This is a genomic window from Paraperibacillus marinus, assembly GCF_046237605.1.
GTDB classification, from domain to species: Bacteria; Bacillota; Bacilli; order Bacillales; family DSM-1321; genus Paraperibacillus; species Paraperibacillus marinus.
In genome coordinates this window covers 2,418,915-2,444,765 of record NZ_CP143542.1, presented here as the reverse complement: position 1 = coordinate 2,444,765, position 25,851 = coordinate 2,418,915, and the positions used below count along the sequence as shown (strand labels likewise).

General features: G+C 36.7%; 24 protein-coding genes. All 24 read left to right on the top strand.

Going from position 1 to position 25,851, the window contains the following annotated elements; all coding sequences use genetic code 11:
- Positions 1 to 534: 534 nt before the first annotated feature.
- The 24 genes from V1498_RS12430 (at position 535) to V1498_RS12315 (ending at position 25,328) form a co-directional block, all read left to right on the top strand.
- A complete protein-coding gene (locus V1498_RS12430) occupies positions 535 to 726 on the top strand; it encodes a hypothetical protein (RefSeq protein WP_409294041.1) in 192 nt (63 codons plus the stop codon).
- Between the two features lie 290 nt (positions 727 to 1,016).
- Positions 1,017 to 1,790, top strand: coding sequence for a hypothetical protein (locus V1498_RS12425; protein WP_409294040.1), 774 nt, complete (start codon positions 1,017 to 1,019; stop codon positions 1,788 to 1,790).
- Between the two features lie 9 nt (positions 1,791 to 1,799).
- A complete protein-coding gene (locus tag V1498_RS12420) occupies positions 1,800 to 3,914 on the top strand; it encodes a DNA methyltransferase (RefSeq protein ID WP_409294039.1) in 2,115 nt (704 codons plus the stop codon).
- Between the two features lie 186 nt (positions 3,915 to 4,100).
- Positions 4,101 to 4,436: a hypothetical protein gene (locus V1498_RS12415; RefSeq protein WP_409294038.1), complete on the top strand. Its 336-nt coding sequence runs from the start codon at positions 4,101 to 4,103 to the stop codon at positions 4,434 to 4,436.
- A 291-nt stretch (positions 4,437 to 4,727) separates the two neighbouring features.
- The gene (locus V1498_RS12410; protein ID WP_409294037.1) at positions 4,728 to 4,898 is read left to right on the top strand and encodes an SE1832 family protein; all 171 of its coding nucleotides are present in this window, start codon (positions 4,728 to 4,730) and stop codon (positions 4,896 to 4,898) included.
- Positions 4,817 to 5,752, top strand: a complete 936-nt coding sequence (locus tag V1498_RS12405; RefSeq protein ID WP_409294036.1) for a hypothetical protein — start codon at positions 4,817 to 4,819, stop codon at positions 5,750 to 5,752. Before V1498_RS12410 ends, V1498_RS12405 begins: the two co-directional genes overlap by 82 nt.
- Before the next feature lie 1,162 nt (positions 5,753 to 6,914).
- Positions 6,915 to 7,910, top strand: coding sequence for a dihydroxyacetone kinase subunit DhaK (gene dhaK / locus V1498_RS12400; RefSeq protein ID WP_409294035.1), 996 nt, complete (start codon positions 6,915 to 6,917; stop codon positions 7,908 to 7,910).
- A gap of 31 nt (positions 7,911 to 7,941) precedes the next feature.
- Positions 7,942 to 8,571 (top strand): dihydroxyacetone kinase subunit DhaL, encoded by a 630-nt coding sequence (gene dhaL / locus V1498_RS12395; protein ID WP_409294034.1) that lies wholly within the window; start codon positions 7,942 to 7,944, stop codon positions 8,569 to 8,571.
- A complete protein-coding gene (gene dhaM, locus V1498_RS12390; protein ID WP_409294033.1) occupies positions 8,568 to 8,957 on the top strand; it encodes a dihydroxyacetone kinase phosphoryl donor subunit DhaM in 390 nt (129 codons plus the stop codon). The genes dhaL and dhaM overlap by 4 nt, the downstream gene beginning before the upstream one ends.
- A gap of 428 nt (positions 8,958 to 9,385) precedes the next feature.
- Positions 9,386 to 10,171 carry an SDR family oxidoreductase gene (locus V1498_RS12385; RefSeq protein ID WP_409294032.1) on the top strand — a complete coding sequence of 262 codons (786 nt, stop codon included), beginning with the start codon at positions 9,386 to 9,388 and terminating at the stop codon, positions 10,169 to 10,171.
- A 462-nt stretch (positions 10,172 to 10,633) separates the two neighbouring features.
- Positions 10,634 to 11,854 (top strand): formaldehyde dehydrogenase, glutathione-independent, encoded by a 1,221-nt coding sequence (gene fdhA, locus V1498_RS12380; protein ID WP_409294031.1) that lies wholly within the window; start codon positions 10,634 to 10,636, stop codon positions 11,852 to 11,854.
- A 942-nt stretch (positions 11,855 to 12,796) separates the two neighbouring features.
- Entirely contained in the window at positions 12,797 to 14,332 is a 1,536-nt protein-coding gene (ptsG, locus tag V1498_RS12375; RefSeq protein ID WP_409299268.1) for a glucose-specific PTS transporter subunit IIBC, read from the top strand.
- Position 14,333: 1 nt separating this feature from the next.
- Entirely contained in the window at positions 14,334 to 15,014 is a 681-nt protein-coding gene (locus V1498_RS12370; protein WP_409294030.1) for an N-acetylmannosamine-6-phosphate 2-epimerase, read from the top strand.
- Between the two features lie 13 nt (positions 15,015 to 15,027).
- The gene (locus tag V1498_RS12365; RefSeq protein WP_409294029.1) at positions 15,028 to 15,831 is read left to right on the top strand and encodes a MurR/RpiR family transcriptional regulator; all 804 of its coding nucleotides are present in this window, start codon (positions 15,028 to 15,030) and stop codon (positions 15,829 to 15,831) included.
- Between the two features lie 145 nt (positions 15,832 to 15,976).
- The gene (locus V1498_RS12360; RefSeq protein ID WP_409294028.1) at positions 15,977 to 16,312 is read left to right on the top strand and encodes a hypothetical protein; all 336 of its coding nucleotides are present in this window, start codon (positions 15,977 to 15,979) and stop codon (positions 16,310 to 16,312) included.
- Positions 16,313 to 16,392: 80 nt separating this feature from the next.
- Complete coding sequence (locus tag V1498_RS12355; protein ID WP_409294027.1) at positions 16,393 to 16,569, top strand: SE1832 family protein; 177 nt, start codon at positions 16,393 to 16,395, stop codon at positions 16,567 to 16,569.
- A gap of 368 nt (positions 16,570 to 16,937) precedes the next feature.
- Complete coding sequence (locus tag V1498_RS12350; RefSeq protein WP_409294026.1) at positions 16,938 to 17,186, top strand: hypothetical protein; 249 nt, start codon at positions 16,938 to 16,940, stop codon at positions 17,184 to 17,186.
- Positions 17,187 to 18,083: 897 nt separating this feature from the next.
- On the top strand, positions 18,084 to 18,932 hold the full coding sequence (locus V1498_RS12345; protein ID WP_409294024.1) for an McbB family protein: 849 nt from the start codon (positions 18,084 to 18,086) through the stop codon (positions 18,930 to 18,932).
- A gap of 20 nt (positions 18,933 to 18,952) precedes the next feature.
- Positions 18,953 to 19,801 carry a hypothetical protein gene (locus V1498_RS12340; RefSeq protein WP_409294022.1) on the top strand — a complete coding sequence of 283 codons (849 nt, stop codon included), beginning with the start codon at positions 18,953 to 18,955 and terminating at the stop codon, positions 19,799 to 19,801.
- Positions 19,788 to 20,906 carry a YcaO-like family protein gene (locus V1498_RS12335; RefSeq protein WP_409294020.1) on the top strand — a complete coding sequence of 373 codons (1,119 nt, stop codon included), beginning with the start codon at positions 19,788 to 19,790 and terminating at the stop codon, positions 20,904 to 20,906. The genes V1498_RS12340 and V1498_RS12335 overlap by 14 nt, the downstream gene beginning before the upstream one ends.
- 24 nt (positions 20,907 to 20,930) lie before the next feature.
- Positions 20,931 to 21,803, top strand: coding sequence for an McbB family protein (locus V1498_RS12330; protein ID WP_409294018.1), 873 nt, complete (start codon positions 20,931 to 20,933; stop codon positions 21,801 to 21,803).
- The gene (locus tag V1498_RS12325; protein WP_409294016.1) at positions 21,796 to 22,584 is read left to right on the top strand and encodes a hypothetical protein; all 789 of its coding nucleotides are present in this window, start codon (positions 21,796 to 21,798) and stop codon (positions 22,582 to 22,584) included. The genes V1498_RS12330 and V1498_RS12325 overlap by 8 nt, the downstream gene beginning before the upstream one ends.
- Entirely contained in the window at positions 22,568 to 23,602 is a 1,035-nt protein-coding gene (locus V1498_RS12320) for a YcaO-like family protein (protein WP_409294014.1), read from the top strand. The genes V1498_RS12325 and V1498_RS12320 overlap by 17 nt, the downstream gene beginning before the upstream one ends.
- Positions 23,603 to 24,167: 565 nt before the next feature.
- Complete coding sequence (locus V1498_RS12315; RefSeq protein WP_409294012.1) at positions 24,168 to 25,328, top strand: ATP-binding cassette domain-containing protein; 1,161 nt, start codon at positions 24,168 to 24,170, stop codon at positions 25,326 to 25,328.
- Positions 25,329 to 25,851: the final 523 nt, after the last annotated feature.

Below are 25,851 nucleotides of genomic sequence, written 5' to 3'. Positions count from 1 at the left end.
ACTCCTATGCAAGTTTTTAAAAGGTACATAGGAGTTATCGTGACTACATATTATTCTGTTTTTGTTTCAAACTTGCAATCCTTTCTTGAACTACATTTTCAGCTTTAAATAAACATGGTGGCCTAAAAATATCAGTGGTAGCAATCACATCTCTATCACAAGCTACCGTAAATCCTTGCAGCAACCCACATTAAGGACTTGGGTACTGAAATCAGTATGATTAATGCCCTCATTAGTTTTTTGATGTCATGCTTTATCTCCCGTTGGACTGTTGGAGCAACCGTTGTTGAGATATATTGAAGATCCCAGTGCTTGTTAAGCTCTTTATGCTTTTCAAGGATTTTATCGAGAGCCTTACATTATCCCCCGCCAGTCACCTATCGAACAAAATGGTAAACTTGACAATTTTTTGGGGGCGCGTTTTAGTGAGTTAAAATAAATAATACCAGGATTTGTTTATGCCTCATACAGCCCAGGATCACAGGATTTTGAATTGAGCTAGAAAAATAATATGAAATAAGGGAGTAATGTTAAATGTCTAAATTTTTACGTGGAGTATTGAAAATCGAAACAGTTGAGGAAAATAAGACGGTTCAAGGAAGAGATGCATCAATGCCTATTGAACAAGCAGAAGTTGTTGAGGAGATTTTAAACTTGCTTGAAGATAAAGGATATTTCGTTGGTCATCTTAGAGGAGTTTTTAATCAAACAAAAAGCGAGGAGTAACTGAAATGGATCTCCCGCCTATAATATAGAGAAAAGAACTGCTGGATTCCTTACAGGAAGTCTCCGATAGGGAGGCTTCTTTCTTAACGGAAAATATTAATAAAATAAACAAATTCTTATCGGGTCATACTTTTGAGAAGTGGCTATTTTTGGCTTTTAAGTCAGCATAAACTATGGGGGAACGGAACCTAAGTATGTTATGATTGCTTAGTTAGTATTGATTATATATAACTATAAGATAAACGATTGATTCTAACCATATTGAATTATAAAATGGGGTGGGCTTACAAATGGAATATACAAGCTGTTTTGATGTTTTTGAAAAATGTGTTATAGCTGTACAAAATGGAGAACTTATTGAGTCTGTAAGCGCTCAAGATAAGGAATTTCACTTTCAAAATTGGTTTGAACGTCGCCTAGAGGGACTAAACTTTCATTTTGAAAGTAAAGGCAGAAATACTTATCCAGATTTTTCATTAGTTGAGCATGCAGAAGGATATGAGGTAAAGGGTTTAGCATGGCCTGGTCGTGAACGAGATTATGATGCAAATAGTCAAGTTCCTTCAGGCGCTCATAACGGAAGAAGCATTTTCTATGTTTTCGGACGTTACCCTGCAGATCTTAGAGAATATCCAGCTAACGAAAATGGAAAAAAAGAATATCCCGTAGTTGACCTTGTAATTTCCCATGGGAACTTCCTGAATGCAGACAATAATTATGTTCATAAAAATAAAAGCATTAAAGGGTTCGGCACCTACGGTGATATTAAGATTAGAGATAGGAAAATGTATGTGGCTCCTACTCCGTTTGCATTAACCAGTGGGACTACTGGTTTAATGACGCTAATTGTTCCAGAGAATTATGAAGCGGACGAACGTTTCCAAGTAGTTGGAAGGTTGTCTCGAATTGAGTCCGAGTCATTAGTTGTAGGCTATAATTTTAACCTTAGGACAAATGAGTTAATAGCAGAAACAGTCCCTAATCCCCATGCAGGGCTAGAGCATAGATTTTTGGCTTATAGATTAAAAACACAAGCAGAAAAAGTAGTTTCAATGAATGGGTGAAAAAACAGAATGATAGTACTTAAAGAACAACAAGATGTTACAAATTATAAAATTACTGCTCTTGAAAGTAATTTCCCTATAGTGGAACTTAGTGAAGTCGCAGAAAAAGAGAGCTGGAGAAAAGAAATTTATCGTCCCATTTATCATATACATAAGTGGTGGGCTACTCGTTTAGGGTCGGTTTTTAGAGCTATAACCTTGGGGGCACTGACACCGGAAAGTAATGATATTTGGAAAGAGTTTTATAAAAAACACGATTTAAAAGATAAGGTTGTTTTAGATCCTTTTATGGGAAGTGGAACAACAATTGGTGAAACTATAAAGCTTGGTGCAAAGGCTATTGGTTGTGATATTAACCCTATAAGTACTTTTTTAGTTAATCAAGCATTTAATAAGGTATCTGAAAAGGAACTCAGAGAGGCATATGAAAATCTGGAAAATAAGATAGCGCCTGAAATAAAAAAATATTATAAAACTCTTCATCCTTTGACTGGGGAACTTATACCAGTTCTTTATTATTTTTGGGTTAAAATTGTAACCCTCCCAGACGGGGAGGAGGTACCTTTATTTTCTAAATACGTTTTCTCACAAAATGCTTATCCTAAGAAAAAACCAGCAGCCAAAATATTATGCCCAAATTGTTGGTCAGTAATTGAAGACAGATATGACTCGGTTTCCGTTACTTGCCCAAACTGTAATAATGAATTTAATCCACAAGAAGGGCCAGTATCTGGACAATATGTATCATCTAAAAACGGAAAAAAATATAAGATTAAGGATCTCCTTCCAAGGGATGGAAGTCAGATAAAGCACTCCATGTATGCAGTTATGGCAGCGACTAAAGAAGGGGAGAAAATATACCTTCCTGTTGGTGATTATGACCATAAGTTATATGCGGAAGCAGAACGAAGAATTATTAACGAAGATTTACCTATACCCACTCTTGATGTTAGGTCAGGGCATAATACTGACCAGGCTAGAGGGTATAACTATTTGAAGTGGAAAGACTTCTTTAATACACGCCAACTACTATGTCTAGGTCTCCTTTTAAAAGGTATCATAGAAGAAATTAAAGATGAAGTTTTACAAGAACAGATGTTATGCCTGTTTTCAAGCACATTAGAATTTAATAATATGTTTTGTAGCTTTAAGGGAGAAGGGACTGGGGCTGTAAGGCATATGTTCTCTAATCATATTTTAAAGCCTGAACGCACACCACTTGAGAATTCGGTTTGGGGTACTAAGAAAAGTAGTGGTACTTTCAGTTCCTTATTTTCCTCTAGGCTCCTGAAAGCTAAAGAATATTTAAATGAACCCTTTGAAGTTAAATTAAAGTATGATGATATGGGGAAGAATTGTGGCACAGAAAAGGTAATAGCTAGTAACCCTGTTAATGTACAGGTTGTTGATAATTGGGAAAAGTTCAATAATAATGAACTAGCTGCATTAATTTTAAATGGAGACAGTTCATCCATTCCTATACCAGATTCAACAGTAAATGCAGTTATTACTGATCCACCATACTTCGACTTTATACACTACAGCGAACTAAGTGACTTCTTCTTTGCATGGCTGTCTCCTGTTTTGAAACATAAATATGAGTGGATGGCCAGGGCAAACTCATATGATTCCGGCGAAGTACAACATAATGAACCAAAGGTATTTGCTAACCAACTTGCTTCAGTTTTCTCGGAGTGTTGTAGGGTTTTAAAAGATGATGGGATACTAGCATTTAGTTTCCATCATTCTAAACCAGAAGGCTGGGCTGCTATATATCAAGCGATAAATCGGGCTGGATTAACGGTAACTGCGGTGCACCCTGTTCATGCTGAGGCAAGAGCTTCTAGTCCAAAATCATCAGCTAAAGACCCTATTAGTTTAGATAGTATTTTAGTTTGCCGTAAACAAAGATACATGAAAGAGAATAAGTCAGATTATACTCAGGCTGTTAAAAAGTCTGATAATGAATTCCTTAGATTGGAAAATTCAGGAATGAAATTATCTAGAGGAGATCGTTTCGTAGTAAGTGCAGCACAGTTACTAATAAAAGAAGGTACTAATAAACTTGAATATGAAGAGATTAAAGAGCGTTTGGCCCAAGTAAGAAATAGCATTTTTGTATAAAAATTTACTCTGAATGGAAAAGAGAGATGGCCCTTTTCCCTTTTTGCATTTTTTATAAAACACCTTCGAAATGGTACACTTACTATAAGTGCTGATTCGGAGGTGTTTTTGCATGGACAAAACATTTGAAAAGGAAGCATAGTCCCAGGTAGAATACTGTGACAATACAAAATAGGAGATGTTTTTTTGGAAGAGTTAATGAAAGTCTTTAAAGATAATAGTTTTACACTCAAGCAAGAGACAAGCAAAGCAAGTGAATTTGAACATATACATACAGAAGAAGTAGTCTACTTGTTGCCCAGTAAGGAAATTACAGTGGCGTTGAACCCCGTCACTGTAGAGAACATCTTCTTACTGAAAAACGCAGCAAAGGGGTTAACCCACAGCACAGCGTTGAAGAAATTTCCTAAAAGAATTAATACGGGGGAGACTCCTATTCCTTATGGATATTCTTTAAAATTCCAATCTGCTGAAGAACTTTCTATTTTTTTGCGAGAGTTTAACTTGCTTACTATTAAATAACTGGATTATATAGGCTGGTAGAAGCTGTACTCTGGTCGCTGCCTCCTTTAATAAGCTTCTTTATTTCTTGACCGGATCAGCCAGGGTTTCCTATGGAGTAAAAAGGTATTCCTTGAAACCTAGAAGCGAACAAAAATTAAAAGGATATATATGATGTTGTGTGGATGGAAACCCCTGCTTTTAATACGGAGCAGGGGTTTGGAAATCAATTGCAGTTTATATTTTAAAGTTAAGAATCTGTATCATTTTGTTATCATCATAGTATCCAAATGATGAAATGAGGCACCCCTAATGACCAAATCAGAAATCGAATATAAAATCCAAGATCTAAAATCCGACTACATCCACCTCCAGAACGACTTGGAAAAGCTGGAATCCGAATGGCGACAAATCAGATCAGGAGCTTTTGTAAAAATCCTAAACCAGGGGATATTATTCTTTTACGCTATGGTCATGAGGTAAGAGCTGTCGGCCTAATACCAGATAGTCCAGAACATCAATATATGTGGGTTGAATGCTTTAATGACGTTTTAGGATGGGACCTTCAGCATACACGCAGAGTCCTCTGGTATACCCAACCAGTACCAGTTATTCAGCCAGGTAAACCTTTGTTTTCCAATTATAAACAGCAGCACACGTTTACGGCAGTTCGTGAAGCACGGGTTACAAGCCTAGTATCTCAGTTGAAATTACTTATGCCAATAAGGGATCTTAAGCCGCTTCCTGCATTAAGATCGGGAACCTTCAGTAATAATGAGTTGGGTATTGAGCTGTTTAATGCCGGACTACCGAATAATGCGGTAGAAGATGTGTTAAATGTATTATCCCGAATTCAAAGACTTGCTAAATGGTATAGCAAGCAGGAGGGCAGCAATCGACCATCCGAACATGAAATTGTAGCCCATATGATTGTACCGCTTATGCTGGGAATGGGCTGGTCAGAACAATTACTGGCTATTGAATGGAAGAAAATTGATTTAGCTTTCTTTAATAGTGTACCAACCGATCCGATGAGTTGTTTCATGATCTGTGAGGCAAAACGTCCCAATAAATCACTCACTTCTGCCTATGACCAGGCAGTTGGATATGTTACAACGAGGAATCTATTAAATTGCAAAACAATCATTACCACTGATGGCAAGCGGCTATTTATGTATAAACAACTGAATAATCAGTGGAAGGATGAACCGGACGGATATATAAACTTATTAAATATAAAGCACGAAAATATATTTCCCTTTAAAACATCTGGAGAAAATACATCTGGAGTAAATACTTTAATTGAATTAATTCCGTGGAAGGCCATGCGGCATTAAGAAGAACAGAGTAATCAGCTAAATTGGTTACTCTGTTTTTTGGTGTTCCTACAATGTATTTTGCAAGAGGTCGTCTAAAAAAACCTGCGCGTTTTTTTAAAAGAAAAAGGAATCTTGACGCCTGGTTCGAATAGTTTTCTTAATTATGGAAAAAGCGAGGTAATAGAATGGAAACATTTAATGTGTTTGGTACCTTTTTTAGAGAATGGAAATGTGTTTCGTAAGTACACATACCTTTAATTTGGAACATCACATGCTTTTATTGGTTCAACAATTATGCTAAATCCAGGGAAGGCAAGGTTGAAGCTTCGCATTTAGTTCTTGATCAAAATGAAATAAACAGGGGAAGTGATACCTGATAGCAAAGGCTGGTGGATATCTTATATGGGGTTAGTGAGCAGCCGCTTGATGGACGCTTTCATTTCTATAATTTGTTTCCATTACAGAATACTTCCTCTAAAGAAGCTATGAGGCAGATAGAAGTACAATAAAGGCATATGAGTTGAATAAAAGCATTATTTCATTATTCGAACAGGAAAATCATCCATGGATATTGCTGGAATGGAGTACCGAATCGGCAAAAGATCTTCAACAATTAAAAAAGCAGTGGCTTTCAGCTATTAATAAGACAGGGATGAAAGTGTATGGGTTACAGACTAAGAACGAATTCATGTATTACCACCCGTACCCGTGAAGGCACGCTTATAAGGAACGGTATTATAAAGAGATTGTGAAGCAAATAAAAGTTTAAGAAGGAAGGCTGGTTGTTGGATGCTGTTTTGAAATAATCCCAACAAGGTGTAGATGTGTGTGTTTAGCGGTAATGATATTTTTATGTATAAAAGCAACCAACAGGCACAGCGAACTTTATTACTCAAAAAAATAATAGTGAAATAAACAAGGCTCAGTTTAATAAGGCTATGAACATCCTAACTCTCAATAATAGATGAAGTCATGCCGGAAACAGCGTAAATAAGAAGAATTTATTAGAATGAAGTAGGATCCATAACTTTGTAGTGAAATAAGAGGATATTTAATTTTCTGTGTCGAATGAACAACTTAGTAGAGGTGCTGCCGTCCGGCAAATATGCGGAGGGGACTCTGTTTTTTACTTCTATAGATTATGCAGAGTGATAAAACATGATAAATAGGAGGTAAGGATATGAAAAAAATTATTAATGACCCCAATGCTGTGGTAGAAGACATGATCAAAGGAATGGTCGCTGCACACGGAGACCAGCTTAAGCAGGTTCCGAGTTCCACCGTGCTGGCAAGAAAAGAGTCTCCATTACAGGGAAAAGTCGGCTTAGTGAGCGGAGGCGGCAGCGGCCATGAGCCGTCTCATGCAGGCTTTGTCGGAAAAGGGATGCTGGATGCAGCTGTGTGTGGTTCCGTATTTACATCGCCGACACCCGATCAGGTTTTAGAAGGGATAAAATCAGTTGACGGCGGTTCTGGTGTCCTGTTGATCATAAAAAACTATACTGGTGATGTCATGAACTTTGAAATGGCTGCAGAGCTGGCCGAAATGGAAGGGCTTACAGTTGAAAAAGTCGTTGTCAATGACGATGTTGCAGTGGAAGACAGTACATATACGACTGGACGGCGCGGGATTGCGGGAACGGTATTTGTACACAAGATTGCTGGGGCGAAAGCAGAGACAGGGGCATCGCTTACGGAGGTAAAGGCGGCCGCGGAAAAGACGATTGCCAGTGTGCGTTCCATGGGCATGGCTTTGACTCCTTGTACGATTCCTGCTGCAGGCAAACCAGGATTTGAAATCGGTGAAAATGAAATGGAAGTCGGAATGGGGATTCATGGAGAGCCTGGTATAGCACGCAGTGAAATTCAGACAGCGGACGAAATTGCTTCCGCACTGGTAGAAAAAATTCTAGCCGACCGCATACATATGCCAGGGGATGAAGTGGCTGTGATGATTAATGGGCTGGGCTCCACTCCTTTAATGGAACTTTATATTCTAAATGCTAAAGTCAGTGAGCTTCTTAAGGAGCGCGGCCTCACTGTCTATAAAACCTTTGTAGGCGAGTTTATGACGGCAATCGACATGGCGGGCTGTTCTGTGTCGCTCTTAAAATTGGATGATGAACTTAAGAGTTTGCTCGATTCACCGTCTGAAACATTAGGATTTCGTATCTAATTAGGAGATTTTAAAAGAAAGGTTGATGTTCATGGGATTAAAGATAGAGCACTTCGTGAAATGGCTTGAGAAAACAAACGCCAAGATACAGGAAAATAAAACGTATCTTACCGACCTGGACCAGGCTGTCGGAGATGGAGATCATGGCATCAACATGAGCAGGGGATTTGATGAAGCGGTGAAAAAAATGAAGGCCGCTGACTACGGGACTCCTTCTGATCTCATAAAGGATTGGGCTATGACATTATTATCTAAGGTAGGCGGCGCCTCAGGTCCCTTATATGGGACAGCACTGCTCAAAATGTCTATGTCTGTGAAGGATAAAGAAGAAGTGGACTATGATTCACTTGCTGCTGCCGTTTGTGAAGGCCTGAATGGAATAATCCAGAGAGGCAAGGCCGAGGAGAATCAAAAAACGATGGTCGATGTCTGGGGTCCCATTGCATCATTCCTAAAAGAGAGTCCTTCGCTCGACGTGAAGAATTTTAAGGAAACAGCAAAACAAGCCATGGAAAAAACAAAGGATATGAAAGCCATAAAGGGCCGAGCTGCTTATCTGAGTGAACGTTCTATCGGCCATCTTGACCCAGGTTCTGTATCAAGTTATTTCCTGTTCAGTTCATTAGCAGAAGTGATTGAAGAAGAAGGTGTTGTTTTATGAGCACGGTAGGGGTTGTGTTTATTTCGCATAGTGAAAAAATCGCTGAAGGGTTGAAGGATTTAGTTTCTCAGGTCGTACAGACTGTTCCTATTGAGGCAGCTGGAGGTACCGATGATGGCGAAATCGGAACAAGCCTGGAAAAAATCCAGAAGGCGATTAAAAACGTATATTCTGATTCAGGGGTCATCCTTCTGTTCGATTTAGGAAGCTCAGTGATGAATGCGGAACTGGCGATTGAATTATCAGGGCTGGAGCATGTGAAAATCGCGGATGCTCCATTGGTTGAAGGCGGCTATGTCGCCGCGGTAGAAGCGGGGATGGGCAGAACTTTGGATGAAGTGGTTAAGGCAGCGGAGGAAGTCCGGAAGAAACCAAAGCGCATCTGACGATTTAAACTGAATTATTTCTATAAATACAACATATTAAAACAATTAATGAGGCTGAGTGCCACAAGTGAGATTAAGAGATCAAGTGGCCCTGATCTGGATAAATTCAGTTTCGCTTCATATGAAAACATTTGCTGTAGTTGTGCCAGGGGAAGAGACTTTTGAATTCAATCATTTATGATGGATAGATGCAGGAGCATCTATCTTTTTTGTTCGCCCAGCATGGGCGAACTCTAACGGGTGAGTCCCGAGTACGACCATAAGCAGCGGTAAGTACATAGCCAAAAGCTTGATTGTCCACTGCGAGTGCGGAGCGTTGAATGAACTGGATCCTGTAAGAAATCGGGTAATGTTGCCCATGTTGGGTTTGCTTTACTGCTAACTGGAAACAATAAATTGGCATGCTATTTCGAATGGAGGAATTTAACATGGGCAAAACAATTTTCATTTCTGGTGCAGGCACGGGGCTTGGAAGAGGCGCAGCAATTGGTCTTGCCAAAAAAGGGCATCGTGTGATTGCGGCTACAGAGCTGACTTCTCAAAAAACAGACCTTCTGCGGGAAGCAAATGACCTTGAGCTGGATATAGAGGTGATTAAAATCGATATTACGAACCCTTTGGATCTGGTACAGATTGAGAAGTATGATTTTGACGTATTTGTTGCAAATGCTGCCATTAATGAACGAGGGCCGCTCGGTGAGGTGCCGATGGACCGGTTTCGGGCACTTTTTGAGGTAAATGTTTTCGCAACCTTGGAAACCGTACAGATCGCTGCACGGAAGATGGTTGAAAAGGGAAGCGGAAAAATCGTTTTTATGAGTTCAATTTCTGGAATTTTGGCATCTCCATATGGCGGTCCATATGCCGCTACCAAGCACGCGATTGAAGCAATTGCCCATACCCTGCAGTTGGAACTTCAAGGATTCGGAGTAAAAGTTGCCACCATTAACCCTGGTGACTTCAAGACAGGCTTTAATGATCGCGCGGCAGAAGAGCTATGGAAATGGTACGATGAAGAGAAAAACTTCACGAGAAAAGAGGATATAAAAAAGGCGGAAGAAGGGTTAAAGAACCAGTTTGACCCAGAAGATATGATTGCAAAAATGGTGGAAATCATACCAGCTGACCATCATAAATTCCGAACTGCCTATCCTCAGCAAACGGAGAAGGATATGAAGCAAGAAGAACAAAAGTGGTGGGAGATGGACATATAGACGCTTGATCCAGTTCTTTTAACCTGTGGTATGGCACTGTTGATAAAAAGGGAAAAGAGAGACGGCTCTTTTCCTTTTTGTATTTTTTTTAGAGCATATACATCGTGTCTTACGTGGGTTTCATCATTACTTTAATCATCCATTTAAGGTTTAAAACATTGCTGATCTTTGATAAATCAAATTATTCAAATTTCAGCATAAATCAAGCCTTCTCTCAAAAACATTTCTATCTTAACTTCTTCAAAAGAATAATGGTGAAAAACGATATAGGTGTTAGTTCAGATGGTCGTCCATCTTGTCGTACTGTTGGTTTAGAAATAGGTGCTTGGCAGAAAAGCCATTTTCACAATCTATTCAGAACTTATAATTTTGATAAACTCTAATTAAACAGTATAATAGGGACTACATGAGAGCGTTTACAAATGCGGCTTTACCAATACATTTTGGGAGTGTGATTTTTGTATGGCTGGAAATCGTGCGGTAGTCTATCTGAAACCAGGTGAGGTGGGAGTAAGGGATATAAGTTATCCGGATTTGGTTCTGCAGGACGGCCCCGGAGTGAACCCTTTGAACGTGGGCAGGAAGTGTAATCATGGTGTTATTTTAAAGGTTGTTACAACAAACATCTGTGGAAGCGACCAGCACATGGTAAGGGGAAGGACGACAGCGCCAAGCGGCCTGGTACTAGGCCATGAAATCACAGGAGAGGTAATTGAGGTAGGAAGCGATGTTGAATTCATTAAAAAGGGAGATTTAGTTTCTGTTCCTTTTAACATTGCTTGCGGACGCTGTAGAAGCTGTAAAGAACGGAATACCCATGTATGTGAAAATGTGAATCCGGACCGGGCAGGTTCTGCCTATGGATATGTAGATATGGGAGGCTGGGTTGGCGGACAATCAGAATATGTAATGGTCCCTTATGCAGATTTCCAGCTGTTGAAGTTTCCGGATAAAGATTTGGCTATGGAAAAGATCCTGGATTTGACCATGCTGTCTGATATATTTCCGACAGGCTATCATGGTGCGGTTTCTGCTGGAGTAAAGACAGGCTCTACGGTTTACATAGCCGGTGCTGGCCCTGTTGGATTAGCAGCAGCCCATTCCGCCCAGCTATTAGGGGCATCCAGAGTGATTGTAGGGGATCTGATAGATGAACGTTTGGCCCAGGCCCGCAGCTTTGGATGTGAAACCGTCAATTTACGTGAACATGCCAATCTTGGTGAGCAGATTGATCAGCTGCTGGGAGCACCTGAAGTGGACTGTGCTGTGGACTGTGTCGGTTTTGAAGCTCATGGACATGGTGCAGGATCAGATGAGGAGGCTCCAGCTGCCGTATTGAACTCTATAATGGATGTCACTAGAGCAGGCGGAAGACTTGGAATTCCCGGACTGTATGTAACGGGAGACCCGGGAGCGGTTGACGATGATGCCAAACACGGAACCTTAAAAATCCGTTTGGGGTTAGGCTGGGCAAAGGCTCATACATTTGTTACCGGGCAGACACCTGTCATGAACTATCACAGGGAACTGATGAATTCCATTTTGAGCGGCAGGGCGCAGATCGCCAAAGCGGTTAACGCGACATTAATCTCTCTGGATGAAGCACCTAGCGGCTATGCAGAATTTGATAACGGGGCATCGAAAAAATTCGTTATCGATCCTCATGGTCTGGTGAGAAGTTGATAGAATCATAAGGTGTTAGCGCACTTTAAGTATTTTTAATTTAATTACATTATGCGATTTCCCCAGACTACTTCAAGTTTTAATTATTGTATTGTGGGTACTAAAATCGAAAAATCCTACTTCCTGTAATACTTGGGAAGTAGGATTTTATCGTTCTAATTCACTTACTAACTTCATTTGTAAACCATGCTCTTTTTTATTGAGAGTATTCGGCTTTTTCAAGTATCTCCTTCATTTCTGGAAACGGACTTCGGGTTCAGATCGAATTTCTTTAGTCAGAACACCCATATTGAACCTTCGTACAAAGTACAGCAGACTTTTTCTTAAGACCGTATTCTTTTGATCTTTCTAGAAGATGACTATACATTTGTACACAAGCTTGTTATCCTTTTCTGTTATTTGCTTTTTAGTTGGTTTGTTCATTGCATTGTCCCTCCTAAAATCTTCTTCTTTTTAGGAAATTTATAATCTTATTAAAATAATTGCATTAACAAACAAGAAAAAGGCTTTATTTACAGCCTTTCTCATAGATGTTTATATTTATTTTTCTTATTTGAACAAAGTGGACTATTTTGACAGGGTAGGGGTCGGGGGATCAAATCCCTCTCAGATCATCAAAAACAAAAATGCTAGTTACAGTAAAATGCTGTTTCTAGCGTTTTTTATTTTGGTTCAAAAGCGGGTTTTTATTTATGTGGTTACTCTTGATAAGGAGCATTCTTATAGGAGTATATATGATCATCATATTTCTTTACTAGATTTTAACACAGTTCTAATTTGTAAATATATAAGGTTCACAAAGCAGCCAAATCCAAAAGGTTTTGGCTATGAAAATAAAAAAATGACAATCATCTAACAATAAATGAAAACCCTTTCTTGAAATCTAACTCATTATCATCTACACTAATTTATGAAAACCATTTTCAAGAAGGGGGATTAATGATGGATAATTTCTTCGAGAAAGCTCAGCAGTTCGGGAAGTCGTTTATGCTTCCAATCGCGGTGCTTCCTGCTGCCGGTTTGCTGCTGGGTATTGGCGGTGCTTTATCCAATCCGAACACGGTAAAGGCCTATCCGTTTCTGGATGTTTCCTGGCTGCAAGCTATTTTCACAATTATGTCGAGTGCTGGTAATGTCGTATTTGCTAATCTGGCGCTTCTGTTCGCCGTTGGGATATCTGTCGGACTGGCGAGATCGGATAAAGGAACAGCCGGCTTAGCCGGAGTGCTTGCGTTTCTTGTTATGAATGCAACGATATCTGCGCTATTGACGATTACAGGGGACATGAATACAGAGAATCCGGCTGCGGTCGGGCAGGGGATGTCGCTTGGTATTCCTACGCTTGAGACCGGGGTGTTCGGTGGTGTGGTGGTCGGGATTATGACCTCCTGGCTGCATAATCGCTACAATAAAAAGCAGCTGCCGCAATTTCTTGGTTTTTTTAGCGGCTCGCGTTTTGTACCGATTATTGCGTCCTTTGCGGCAATCTTCCTGGGTGTGATTGTGTTCTTCGTATGGCCGTTTATCCAAAAAGGTATATTCAACATGGGAGGCCTTGTTGAGGCAACCGGATATATCGGCACCCTCATTTACGGTTTTGTCCTTCGTATGCTTGGGCCGTTTGGTCTTCATCATATTTTCTACATGCCATTCTGGACCACAAGTCTTGGCGGTTCGTTAACGGTGAATGGCAATCTTGTGGAAGGAACGCAGCGGATATTCTTCGCTCAGCTCGCTGATCCATCCACACAGCAGTTCTATATCGGCACGGCCCGCTTTATGTCAGGCCGGTTTATTACCATGATGTTCGGCTTGATCGGTGCATGTCTTGCGATGTATCATACAGCCAAACCGGAGAACAAAAAGAAAGTGGCCGGCCTGCTTGTTTCCGCAGCGCTTACTTCCTTCTTAACGGGTATTACGGAGCCTATTGAATTTTCCTTCCTGTTTGTTGCGCCTGCACTGTATGTTCTCCATGCTTTCCTGGATGGAATGGCCTTTATGCTGGCCCATATCTTCCAGATAACCATCGGCCAGACTTTCTCTGGTGGATTCATTGATTTCATCTTATTCGGAATCCTGCAGGGAAATGCGAAAACCAACTGGGTCATCGTGCCTTTAATCGGGATTCCCTGGTTCTTTGTTTATTACTTCTCGTTCAAATTCCTGATCAGGAAATTTAACTTCAAAACTCCGGGCCGCGAAGCTGAAGAGGAGGCAGGGGTGACCATGACCAATAGGAGTGAACGGGCAGAGGCGATCATTCAGGGACTTGGCGGAAGCGATAACCTGCAGGATGTTGATTGCTGTGCCACTAGATTAAGAGTTTCTGTAAAAGATGTGTCGCTTGTCGATGAAGCGATACTTAAAAAAACAGGTTCACGGGGAGTCGTGAAGAAGGGGAATGGCGTCCAGGTCATCTATGGACCGGAAGTAACCATCATCAAGAATGAAATCGAGGAAATGGTAGGGGATTAATATGCTAAAACAAATACACAACAATCTGGTGGTATCCTGTCAGGCGCTGGAACATGAACCACTGCACAGTTCGTATATCATGTCCAAATTGGCTCTTGCTGCCAAAGATGGAGGAGCGGCAGGCATCCGTGCCAATTCTAAAGAGGATATCATGGCCATCAAAAAAGAAGTGAATCTGCCGGTAGTCGGCATTGTAAAAAGGGATTATGAGGACAGCGAAGTGTTTATCACCGCCACCCAAAAGGAGATGGAGGAGCTGATTGAGTCCGGCTGTGAGATGATCGCCATGGATGCTACCCTCCGTGACAGGCCAGGTCAGGTTTCCCTGGAAAGCTTGGTCTCATTTGCCCGGAGTCATGCTCCTGAGGTACAATTGATGGCAGACATTTCTACTGTTGAAGATGCAAAGCAAGCAGAAAAATTGGGCTTTGACTGTATTTCAACTACGCTATACGGATATACTTCCGAGACTGAGGGAAGAAAATTATACGATGAGGATTTTGCATTCCTAAAGGAAGTACAAAGGGAAATCTCGATTCCCGTTATAGCGGAAGGAAATATCATGACCCCTGAGATGGTAAAAAGGGCATTTGAAATAGGTGTGCATTCGGTTGTAGTAGGCGGCGCCATCACCCGTCCCCAGCAGATCACAGCACGCTTTGTCGCTCAAATTCCAAGATAAAAGGACGTTAAATATGGCTTCACTGCTGAAAGACATACAAAGTATCTATTCATCTCTTTCCGATAAAGAACGAAACATTGCTGATTATATTCTAACTAACCCGGAGGAAGCCTCCCAAAGTCATATCCAGGAGCTTGCGGATAAAGCAGGGGTATCGACAAGCACGATCACCCGGTTTGCGAAGCGGATATCCTGCCGGAATTTTGTTGAATTGAAGATCCGGCTGGCAGGCGGAATGGAAACAGCTCGGGAAGAAGAGGACATCGAACAGAAGCTGTTCTCCTCATACCGGGAAATGCTCGGCAATGTCCAGCAGCTCACCGAGCCAAAGCCATTCAATGATGTTTTAGAATTGATCAATGAAGCCAAAAGGATTTTCATCTATGGTATCGGGAGCTCAGGGCTTGCAGCACAGGAGCTGAACTACCGGATGAGCAGGATGGGATTCATCTCAGAAGCGATCATTGATCCTCATCTCATGATCATAAGAAGCACGCTGCTACAGGAAGGGGATTTAATTCTCGCCTTCTCACGGTCAGGCCAGACAACAGATCTGCTTCAATCCGTAAAAAAGGCAAAAGAAAAAGGAGCTAAACTCGTTTCCTTCACTGCCTATGGGGAATCTCCGTTGACCAAGCTGTCAAATGCTGTCCTTTGGACACTGCATCCATTCAGAAACAACTTTATTTCAACTGGCCTTGACATCAGCACCTTATACTTGATTGACCGGATCAGCCTGCATTTTCTTTCGGAAAGTAAAAGGAAAAAGCTGTACCTCGAAACCATTGAAGCGATAAAGGTGAGAGGGAAAGAATAATAAATAGACATTCTAAAACACCTTCGAAATGGTACACTTACTATAAGTGCTGAATCGGAGGTGTTTTTGCTTATGCAAAAACGCTTTAGGAGGAAGCATAACTCCAGAGAGAATACTGTGACACTACATAATAGGAGATGTTTTTTTGGAAGAGTTCATGAAAATCTTTACAAATAATAGTTTTATAGTCAAACAAGAAACAAGCAAAGCGGTTGAATTGGAAAATGTACATACAGAACAAGTAGTCTATTTATTGCCCAATAAGGAAATTACAGTGGCGTTAAACCCCGTCACTGTAGAGAACTTTTTCTTGCTGAAAAACGCAGCCAAGGGGTTAACCCACAGCACAGCGTTGAAGAGATTTCCCAAGAGAATCAATACGGGGGAAACTCCTATTCCTTATGGGTATTCTTTTAAATTCCAGTCTATTGAAGAACTATCTAGTTTTCTGATGGAGTTTAACTTGCTTACTGTTAAATAACAGGTTTAAACGATAATAGCAATAGGGATAAAAAGCCTGATATAATCAGGAAAACGAATACAAGAAAAGAGGCATCCCCCATGACCAAATCAGATATCGAATACAAAATCCAAGACCTGAAATCAGACTATATCCGCCTCCAGAACGACCTGGAAAAGCTGGAATCCGTCAATGGTAATATCTCTCCCCTGGAAAGACAGCTGAGTGAGATTGAAGAGGAATTAGCCTCATTGAACCAGCAGCTTAGGGAGCTTTAATAAGGTTGCAGAAGATGGAGATTTATTGGTAATTCCATAAGATTACTAGAGCATGTGATTACAAAAATAGATTATTGACATTTTTTTAAGAGCCTGAATTCCTTTTAAAAATAGGAATTCAGGCTTTTTTGCATCTTCTTTATAGTCAAATACCTAAAAATCTTACAAATACAATTCTTGGGCTGCCAAGAGACTATAATACCCATAAAATTTCTATAACCAAGCTGAATAAAGAAGGTATTATCAAAAAAAACTTAAAAAATAATTCCAAAGATAAACAGTTACAAAAGTATTGAAAATTTTCAATTAATTAGTTAACATGGAAAAGCGGACTATATTTGGAATAAAAAGGAAGGTGGGGATAAAGTTTGGCTAAAGAAATAGTAGCACCACCATCAGTTACTGATTTAAAATCTCAATCAACTCAATCGGATTCTAACTTCGGATACGGATCTGTTGTTATTGGTTATGCTATAGAGAAACCAGGAGATGGCAGTCGCTGCACCTTTTGTAATCCTCCAGTTACTGGTTGTTCATCATGTTATTCTTCTTGTACATGTCAAGGGTCATCAACAACTAAAACAGTATATTCATTAAGAAAAAAAATAACAAATTAGTAGTTATTCCAAATACACCAGCAAAAAATATTTAGATATTAATTAAGAAACTCCAATATAGTCCGTACTAATTTACGAAGTGAAAAAGTAGAAACCTAACCGTAAGAAACAATGCTAAATTTTTGACTAAGGATGGCTACTTAATATTGCAAAATGATTATGCAATTATTCGAATTACAAATCAAAAAATGGTGGAATTTTTATTAGAAAAAGAAATAAACAATTAATCTATGTGAGTTCTGAAGTCACTTCTTCTTAAATTGGCAATAACACTTTAGAAGCAACTGATATTTTGCTGAAACATAGAGTTATAGTTTTACTACATAAGAATCAAGTTTTTTGCATCTTCTTTATTGTTTAATAACTAGAATCAAATAATGCATAATCGATATATTCTCCGGTGCCAAGAGACTTTAACCCGTATAGAAATTCTATAACCAAGCAAAAAAACTTTTAAAATAAATACTTACAAAAGTATTGAAAATTTTAAATTATTTGATAATATGGTAAAGCGGACTATATTTGGGATAATTAGGAAGAGGGAGATAAAAATGGCTAAAGATCATATAGCACCACCATCAGTTACTGATTTACAATCTCAATCCACTCAATCAGATTCTAACTTTGGATACGGATCTGTTGTTATTGGTTATGCTGTTGAGGAACCAGGAGGAGGCAGTTTCTGCACATATTGTACTGTTCCAGGTACTGGTCAGACTAGGTGTTCAACGTGTTATTCTTCTTGTACATGTCAAGGGTCTTCAACAACTAAAACAGTATATTCTTTAAGAAAAAAGATAACAAAATAGTAGTTATTCCAATTACACAAGCCAAAATACTTAGATATTAATTAATAAAACTTCCAATATAGTCCGTATTAATTTGCGAGGTGAAAAAATGAAAACATATACCATTAGGAATAATGTTAAATTTTTGACTAAGGATGGCCACCTAATATTGCAAAATGATTATGGAATTATTCGAATTACAAATCAAAAAATGGTGGAATTTTTATTAGAAATAGAAAAAGAACAATTAACCAATGTGAGTTCTGCAGTGATTTTTACTGAATTTGACAATAACACTGCAGAAGCAACTGATTTTTTGCTGAAACATGGAGTTATAGAAGAACGAAAAGTGAATAACTTCAATTTGGAAAATATTATTGTTTCTTCTAATGACGAGAAAGTAGGAAGTACTCTTGAACAATTTTTGGAAGCGGGTACTTATCTGTCATTTAAAGACTTTGAAGGTATAAATGAATTTAAAGGAAATACACTATGCTTGATTTTTTTAAATCCCTATTCAAGGAAATTAGCGAAAAAAATTAGAGATAAATTTCTTGAAAGAGAAGATTGCTTATTAATGATTTCATACTTATATAACAATAACTTATACATAGATTCTCCCTATAGCAGTAAATGGAAGAGCCCATGCCACATTTGTCAGATAGGATTAATAGAATCAGAATTACGAAATAGTGACGAGAATCATAATTATCAAAGTTTTATAGATGAACTATACACTCTTGAAAGTGAATTTCAAGTAGAATTACCTTTATCGAAAATTCAACATTTAAACATTTCTACTGAAATATTGAACAGGCTAGATAAATTTATGGGTAGAAACAAGTACAACACAATTAGTAACAGGGAATTGTATAGAGGTTTGGTAATGAATATTACCACTAATGAAATTAGATTAGATACAACCATACATTGGGAATATTGCGATTGTTATGAATAAATTTAAGGAGACTTTTTAATTTGGAGAACCTAAGAGAAAAATTAAAGGATAATCATACACTGTTAGATTGGGATTTCTTAACCGATACAGTATTAGATAAAAAGGTCTTAAAGGAAGTACAAAAATTCCATAATAATACAATGAATGTTAATTCAGCAATTATTAATAATATGGAAGTAAGCCCTAATCTGTTCAGATGGATTGAAACAGTTGCATTTCAAGATATTTTGCCGAATAGTTACGAAGAAATTGTTCAACTAAATATAAAGAAGCGTTGGGTAACACAATCTGCCAAAGAATTCAAACAAGATTCTGTTATTAGTTTAGATGATATTGGTCAACTTTTGTATGAAGCATTTGGAAGATCTACCGAATCAGGGTCAAAAAACTATCCATCGGCTGGGGCTTTATATCCAATAGTCCCACTATTATTGGTATTAAAAGATAAAGCAATTGAAGGGATTAAAGTGCCAGGTAGTTTTGTTTTTAATTCAACTGACTTTAATTTAATTAGAACTTCTAGTTGGAAAACTGAAGAACAAATTGAGAAAACATTAAATTTGATAAACTTAGATGGTGATTGTATTGCACCATATTGTATTGCTTATGCAATTGATTACAAAAGGGCTGTATCGAAATATTCTCATAAGGGATACAGGCATGCACTAATAGAAATTGGTTTAATGGCCCAAAGATTTCGAGAAGTCTTAATTAACAATACAGGACTAAGTGAAAGATGTTGGTCTGGATTTATAGATATGCCTTTATCGCATGCTTGTGGTTTGAATGTCAGGTTGTGCCCAATTGCACTTATTCAATGGTTTGGTGTTCCAGAAAAAAATACAGGAGATTCTTATGAAAACAATTAATGGTACCCCTTTCCTATTAGATGGTTTAACTATTAAAGAAAGTTCATTTAAAGATGATTTTAAAATAGCTACAATACATAATAACAATGGAAATACGACTAGAGGGGATGGAACAAGTTTTAATAAAGTTCTTGCTTTAAAAGGAGCCATGGGAGAACTGCTAGAACGAGTTACACAAACAAAACTCTCTCATAAAATAAAGGTAGATAATATTCAGGGTTACAATATTAAAAATGATGAAATTGTAACAGTTTCTGCAGAAGAAGTATTATTAGTTAATTCAAATTTATATGAGGAGTTACCTGATAATTATTGGAGTGATTCAAGTGGTACGGCTTTTCATCGTAATTCTTATGATGTAATAGATTCCTCATTTTTAGAGTTTATTGAAAGACAAAGTTTGGTATTTAACTGGTTAACTAAAACTCCAGGAGAAAATATAATTGTTGATCGCTTCTTAAAAGGTAAGGGTATAGAAACAATATATAGGAACCTAAAATCATACTTTAATGACATATTTACATTCAATATATCAATTAGTCAGCATTGTTACGTTATCATTACCATTGCAACTGGCCCAAATATCAAGAGTGTAGGATTAGGAGCAGGGTGGACAATTGAAAGTGCTCTTTATAAATCCTTAAAAGAAACATGGCAATTAACTGGAGATTACAAACCAAATCATTTTCCGGAATTACACCCTACTAATTTACTAGAACCATACTTAAATGAGACAAGTCGTAACGGAAATATCTATCACGATTACTTTGCAAGTTTATCAAAAGAAGAAGTACTGGAGGAGTACAATTATTTGTCCGGAAGAAAAAACAATAGTGTGAGCATTAAAAAAAATCAAAGTGAAAGGCCTTCTGAAAAATTATTAATAAAGAAATTAAAAGATATTGGTGATGAACTCTCAACTGAACTTATTATTGTGTATATCCCCTCTATAATAGAAGAGTTTCCTGGGATTGTAGTAAAGATATTAGGTAATGGAGCCTTTCCTCATATAAAGACTGATATTATTAATCCGCTAAACTATACCATTAATGGTATTAATAAAAGAGATGTTCCAAATCAGGGACGGATGGTCCCTTTTAGTTAAGTTTTTTAGAAGAGAGTGGTTATATTGAATTCCTATGAGAAATTAAAAATTAAACCGTTTATTATGTATGATATACCAGAGGGTGGAGTTGCGGTACAACACGCCAGTGGTATATTTAGAGTCTTTAAAGAAGAAATAATTTGTTTCTTGAGGTTTCTTAATAAAAAGACGGGTGAATATATTGGTTCACATAGTATATTTGATTTTCTGCAAGAGTCTACTGAGAGTGCACTAATATTTCTTGTGCAAAATAATATACTAGTTCGAAGCTCTGATAATAATTTGAAGATACAGAAGATTAACTTTTTTACAAATGAAAAAATTATAGAAGAACTAGTTGCTTTTAGCTTTAAAGATAGAGGAGATTTTAAAATATTTTTTGAAGAGAATCAATTTGTTAATGAAATAAGTAAGAATCGAAATGAATTATTTTTTGTATACTTGCCAACATATAATAAAGCAGTATCAAAAAAATATAGGGATTATTTTATGAAGAATACCAACACATTTTCTATGATCTCTTATATTTATAACAATAACTTTTACATTGATTCAATGTACTCTTCCAAATGGAAACTTCCATGTCATCTATGCAATATTAATTTGTTAGAAGCTGAACATAGGATTGGCATCGGTGATAGGATAACTTATCAACAAATTTTAGATGATCTTTTTGATGGAAATGATAATTTCCAGATAGAAATGCCGTTGACTAATAACCAAAAGTTGAATTTAGCAACCCAAATGTCGAATAGAATAGAACACCTCATAAACTGTAGGGATCGGAATCTAATAAATAATGAAGATTACACAAAGGGAGCATACTTTGAAATAAATACTAATCAGCTTTTTTTGAGTAATACACACCACTGGGAATTATGTGATTGTTATGAATGAGAATAATGTGTATAAAGTTGCAGTATCTTCATCTAAAAATGATTTATTATATAGAATGTTTATTAACAAAGATCTTTTAGAAGAGGTTATTAAGTTTCATCAATCACAACTTTGGTTACCTTTAAATCTTGAAGACCATACATTAAATGAATGGAAAGATATTTCACATATAAATATAATTGAAAACCCTTTTAATACTACAATTATTAGATTACCAATTAGTAAGCAAGACAATGACATTAAATCAAACTTAGAACAAATAAGTAATTTAATGAATAAGGCCTTTAAAGGTGATTATAGAAAAAGTGCAAATTATAAATTAACAAATACCAATTCCATTTTGCCTCTACTTTTAGTCTTTAAAGAGAACGTATTAGACAATATTAAGCCTGGTTGCTATATGTATAATAGTAGCAATCATTCATTAACGGAATTACAGGTTTGGGATAAATCAAATATTGAATCTTTCCAAGATATAACAAGTAGTAAATCTCTTCCTTCGAACACGGCATTTGCATATGCCTTAGATCTTCGAAGAGCAACTTTGGATCAGGGAAAAAGAGGTTATAGAAATGCGCTTATTGAAGTCGGTACCTTAATTCAAAAAATTAAGGATATTAATAAACCAATAAAAAACTCAAAAATAAATTTCTCAGAAGAAATGTTGACCGATTTTTCAGATAATGCCCTTACATATTTATGCGGCTTAAACACCCGATTAGCACCTGTTGTTTCAGTACAATGGTTTTCATTGAAAGGAAGTGGTGAAGATTTTTCATAAATTAGGGAGAGAAATTAATTTTAATTTACCAAATGACATATTTATAAATAAGTCCATCCATCTTCTTTATTCTAGTCATGGTAACTTTTTATTAAATTCCAAAGTTGGTCCAGATACGGGCTTCTCTGTAGGACTGAGAAAAAGAGATTCAATTTTAAGAGCTTTTGCAGAAGTTTTGGAGCGAAGGGGTACAATGTTAGGAGGAAAAAAAATTAATCCCACTACGCTCGTGAAGACTTGGGAGTTAAAGGAGGGAAAGGAATCAAAAATAGATTATGAATTTACAACTTTTTCTGATAACAGTATTGATACAACTGGATGTGCTGCTCACACGGATCCTCAAAAAGCAATTTATAATGCCCTTAAAGAAATTTATGAGAAAAATTCGTTGTATTTATTTTGGTATGGCATGGACGGATTAAAAATCAACCTAGACTTCTATAAAGATAATGTATATTATCAATGCTTAAAGGCTTCTGGTTTTGAAATAAATATATTTGTTAATAAATTTTTTTCACCCCTTAAGATCATAATTGCACTAGCTTTCAAAGAGAATGATATTATGGTGTGCGGGTTAGGTTCTTCTTTGTCCTATTCGGATTCTATAAATCATGCCTTAGAAGAAGCGTTTTCAATGGCTGCTTTCCATTACTACTATCTACTATTTGGAAATAAAGGTAATAGGAATTTGATGTTATCAACAGAAAAAATACAGCATGTGAAAAAGCTAATGACTTTAGAAGAAGCTGAAATTAATTGGCAAGATTATAATTATGTTCCTTCTCAAACCGTAAAAACTTTAATCAACTGTTCTCCGGAGTACATTAAAGAAATTCATGTTATTCAAATAGAGCAACACATCTATCCCAAGCTGCAGTGTATTAGAGTTTATGCTAAAGGGCTCTTGAATTGCTTGCCGCTTAAAAAAAACATTGAATTAGATAGTCTATTTAATCAAAAAACAATTGTTCTAACCAAAGATAAATTTGATAGTATTCCAGAATGTCCTATGAGCTAGGTGAATTGATTTGTTGTATTTTAAAAAAAGCAAAAATATTGTTTACAATATATCTTTCTTATTAAACTTATTAATCTCGGTAAAGTTGCATTACCTTACCTTGATTCTCCTACTATTTACATGTATAACTTCTCTTTTTCCTCTAATTAATATTGATTTAACTAAAAGACTATTAAATCATATTCAATTAAAAAGTGAATTTGACATTGTGATTAAAGTGTTTTCTTTAATGATACTTACACAAATAGTACAGAGGGTAATTAGTTACTTCTCAAATTATTTCAGGAGGTTATTAACCTTAAAATTAAACAATTTATTACCAGAATTAATTATAAGAAAAGTTTCTCAGTTATACTTTAAAACATTATTTAACGAACAGACCCAAAACGAATTATTTTTCTTAAGAAGTAATACAGTAGCTAAAGCAAGTTCCTTGCTAGAAAACTTTTTTTCAATAATAGCGTCGTTTATCACCGTAATATCCATGTGTATATATATAATTAATTGGAATCTTTTCTACGCTTTCATTATAGTAGTGTTTAGTTTGCCCATGGGAATTGTTCAATTGTATTTTAATAAAGAAAATTTCAAGCTGTCCAAAAAGTTAAATAAGAAATTTCGTGAACAATTTTATATTCTGTTTATTGCTACTAATCCTGGTAATATAAAAGAAATTGTAGAACATAGATCTATGGATTATTTAATATCCTTACATTCTAATCTCTTTAAAAGTATATTTAATCTAACAAGAAAATTGGCAATAAAAGAAAATATAAGTAATTTTTCTATCTCACTAATAAGTTTAGCATCTATCACCTTCTTAGAATTTAAGATTATTATGAAAGCTCTAAGAGGTGAAATCTTGCTGGGTACACTAACTTCAATATTACAAGCCCTAAATAGTGTAGCTGGTGGCATATACTCATTAATTATGTCTCTCAGTAACTTTTATAATGATTGGTTGTACATAGATTATTTAAGAAGTTTTCTCAAGAAGGATCAAATTAAATTAGAGTCGGGGCACTATAACTTCAAAAAAATTTGTTTGGAAGCAAGAAATCTTAGTTATATCAAAAACGGAAAAATAATATTTGAAAATGTGAATTTTAAATTTAATAGTGGTAAAATTATTGGAATATTAGGAAAAAACGGTAGTGGAAAGACAACTCTTTTGGAGATAATTCATGGATTAAAAACACAGTCTTCAGGTGATTTATTATTTAATGATATTCCTTCAACGATATTAAATGATTTTGAAAGAATCACCATATCTCAAATGCTGCATCAATCTCCTTCGAAGTATGAATTTTCATTAAGAGAAAATATAGGAATATCTAATATAGATCAACTTGGTAAAGAAAAAAATATAATGAATCATGTAAAATGGCTAGATCCTAATAGTTTCTTAAGCAAAGCTAATTACTCTGAGGCTATACGACTTGGAGAGTGGTATGAGGATAGCAAACAAATATCGGGGGGGCAATGGCAAAGTTTAGCAATATATAGGTTATTCTATAAAGACGCACCAATCTATTTGTTAGACGAGCCAACAAATAATTTAGATTTTCAATCCATTCTAAATATGTCTTCTATCATTAAAAAGGCAGCTAGTGAGAATTCAATAATTATAATTGTTTCACATGATGATAATTTTATAAACCATATATGTGATGAAATATATACTATGGTGCCAGAAGGCCTTTTCGAGAAGACTTATTCTTATTAATTAGTTAGCTTTGAATTCAAGCGCTTAAATAAAGAAATATAATTCTGGAGGGGATTCTATTCTTTCCTATTTTTTAATTAAGATAATAGCCAATATTTTTTTTTTATTGATGGTTTTTTGCTTTGTTTACAGTATTAATAAATTTAATGCCTTTCTTGAAAGAACATTTAGTTTAAAGGTGCGAGAAATCATCATAGTATGCCTTACATTATTAGTTAACTTTTTTTTGGTTTGGATAATTAAACTAAATACAAATTGGTCATTTACAGATATTTTATTTTTTACCAGTTTGCTTTCACCAGGAATATTATGGATGGGATCTCTTGGATCAACGAATTCATCGAATTATGCACGTGTTACTGCAAAATTCAATACAGGATCAGATGAGGGTATTCCAATTATTAGTAAATTATCATTGAGTCCCTTTTCCTTTGGGTTACTTCTATTTATTATTATTGGATTGGGTAATAGTGTCATACACTATTATAAGTATTTTCTTTAGTAATAAATCGTAGTTTAACGA

Coding starts and splice junctions, on each gene's coding strand:
- V1498_RS12430 (WP_409294041.1), top strand. CDS start 535: ATGTCTAAATTTTTACGTGGAGTATTGAAAATCGAAACAGTTGAGGAA.
- ptsG (WP_409299268.1), top strand. CDS start 12,797: ATGGATAATTTCTTCGAGAAAGCTCAGCAGTTCGGGAAGTCGTTTATG.
- V1498_RS12410 (WP_409294037.1), top strand. CDS start 4,728: ATGACCAAATCAGAAATCGAATATAAAATCCAAGATCTAAAATCCGAC.
- V1498_RS12420 (WP_409294039.1), top strand. CDS start 1,800: ATGATAGTACTTAAAGAACAACAAGATGTTACAAATTATAAAATTACT.
- dhaL (WP_409294034.1), top strand. CDS start 7,942: ATGGGATTAAAGATAGAGCACTTCGTGAAATGGCTTGAGAAAACAAAC.
- V1498_RS12385 (WP_409294032.1), top strand. CDS start 9,386: ATGGGCAAAACAATTTTCATTTCTGGTGCAGGCACGGGGCTTGGAAGA.
- V1498_RS12425 (WP_409294040.1), top strand. CDS start 1,017: ATGGAATATACAAGCTGTTTTGATGTTTTTGAAAAATGTGTTATAGCT.
- V1498_RS12405 (WP_409294036.1), top strand. CDS start 4,817: ATGGCGACAAATCAGATCAGGAGCTTTTGTAAAAATCCTAAACCAGGG.
- V1498_RS12365 (WP_409294029.1), top strand. CDS start 15,028: ATGGCTTCACTGCTGAAAGACATACAAAGTATCTATTCATCTCTTTCC.
- dhaK (WP_409294035.1), top strand. CDS start 6,915: ATGAAAAAAATTATTAATGACCCCAATGCTGTGGTAGAAGACATGATC.
- dhaM (WP_409294033.1), top strand. CDS start 8,568: ATGAGCACGGTAGGGGTTGTGTTTATTTCGCATAGTGAAAAAATCGCT.
- V1498_RS12335 (WP_409294020.1), top strand. CDS start 19,788: ATGAAAACAATTAATGGTACCCCTTTCCTATTAGATGGTTTAACTATT.
- fdhA (WP_409294031.1), top strand. CDS start 10,634: ATGGCTGGAAATCGTGCGGTAGTCTATCTGAAACCAGGTGAGGTGGGA.
- V1498_RS12345 (WP_409294024.1), top strand. CDS start 18,084: ATGAAAACATATACCATTAGGAATAATGTTAAATTTTTGACTAAGGAT.
- V1498_RS12370 (WP_409294030.1), top strand. CDS start 14,334: ATGCTAAAACAAATACACAACAATCTGGTGGTATCCTGTCAGGCGCTG.
- V1498_RS12355 (WP_409294027.1), top strand. CDS start 16,393: ATGACCAAATCAGATATCGAATACAAAATCCAAGACCTGAAATCAGAC.
- V1498_RS12325 (WP_409294016.1), top strand. CDS start 21,796: ATGAATGAGAATAATGTGTATAAAGTTGCAGTATCTTCATCTAAAAAT.